The 1,177-nt window shown below is 29.4% G+C and carries 3 protein-coding genes; all 3 read right to left on the reverse strand.

What is annotated here, in order from left to right:
- Positions 1–81 precede the first annotated feature (81 nt).
- Positions 82–285, reverse strand: coding sequence for a hypothetical protein (locus tag OM90_RS11795; RefSeq protein WP_058487063.1), 204 nt, complete (start codon positions 283–285; stop codon positions 82–84).
- Between the two features lie 122 nt (positions 286–407).
- On the reverse strand, positions 408–626 hold the full coding sequence (locus OM90_RS11800; RefSeq protein WP_058487064.1) for a hypothetical protein: 219 nt from the start codon (positions 624–626) through the stop codon (positions 408–410).
- Positions 627–638: 12 nt separating this feature from the next.
- Positions 639–1,177 (reverse strand): RHS repeat-associated core domain-containing protein (locus OM90_RS11805; RefSeq protein ID WP_278335822.1); only part of this gene is annotated, 539 nt, incomplete at its 5' end.

Below are 1,177 nucleotides of genomic sequence, written 5' to 3' on the forward strand. Positions count from 1 at the left end.
CTTCTATTTCTTTTATTATATTACCAAATACATCGTATTCATAGTAGTTTGTAAGTTTTTCTTCTTGATCTGTTAGGTGGGTTATATCCCCATGTTCGTTTTGATGGTAGAAATATTTTTAAAGATGTATCGTATTACTTCTCCATCTTTTTCTATTTCTGTTCTTAAGCCTAAGGGGGCATATTTATTTTTTAGTACATTTCCTTTTGGAGTTCTTACTTCTATGGTTTTGAGTTCGTATTTTGCTATAAAATTTGCTATAAAACTAACAGGGTGGGATTTCAAAAAATCCCACCTAAACTATTGACAAAAAGCCTTTGTTATGTAAAAAAATGTTGAGATACATAAATTTTAATTATGCACCCCAACATTTATTATAGAACCAAATAAAATTAATAAAAATTATACTAAAGAATTATAGGATTATAATTTTTTTCTGCTTTTTTATATAAATCTTCAGCAGTTAATTTTTCATTAGACCAAAATAGTAAATTAATAATCTCTTGATGAAAAGGAACGCTATTTTCAATTTGATATATCCATTCACTTTGCTCCTCATCTGTCCCTTCTGCTCTTTGTAATTTTTCTATCAATTCAATTATTTCATCTTTATTAAGCTTTCTCATTTCATCACTCCTCTAATTATTAAAATGATATTTTTTATCAAGAATTTCTTGATGTAATTTTGGAGTAACTATTAAAATATTACTTAAATCATATACTCCTCCTCCATCATGTATTGGTATCTTATGATGTAATATATATTTATTCAAATTACCATGTGCTTGCTCATGCACAGTAAATGGAGCTTTTCCCTTCTTCATTAATCTTATATTTCCTATCGAAAATTCATTAGCATACTTTGAATTTGCTATCTCTTTCCATAAAGCTTCTCTGAATTTATCAAAACTACTATACTTTTTCCCTACAAGCCTTTCACCTATTTCTTTTGGAATAACTCCTGCATTTCCATGACTTCCTCTCATCATTTTATTGACATTGAATAGTTTATCTACACCACTTACTATTCCTGGTAAATTTCTCGCATTTGCTATATTATTATATCTTGGACATTTCTCATACCCACTGGGGTCGATGTACATTATTGGGTTGTTTGCTACGTAGGTGTAGAGGTTTAATCCGTCGCCTCGGTAGATGTCTTCTTGGGTGAATCTTC

The sequence above is a fragment of the Defluviitalea phaphyphila genome, assembly GCF_001466305.1.
In the GTDB taxonomy this organism is placed as follows: Bacteria; Bacillota; Clostridia; order Lachnospirales; family Defluviitaleaceae; genus Defluviitalea_A; species Defluviitalea_A phaphyphila.

Bases quoted from the DNA above. Each gene is read 5' to 3' on its own strand.
- OM90_RS11800 (WP_058487064.1), bottom strand. From the start codon at position 626: ATGAGAAAGCTTAATAAAGATGAAATAATTGAATTGATAGAAAAATTA.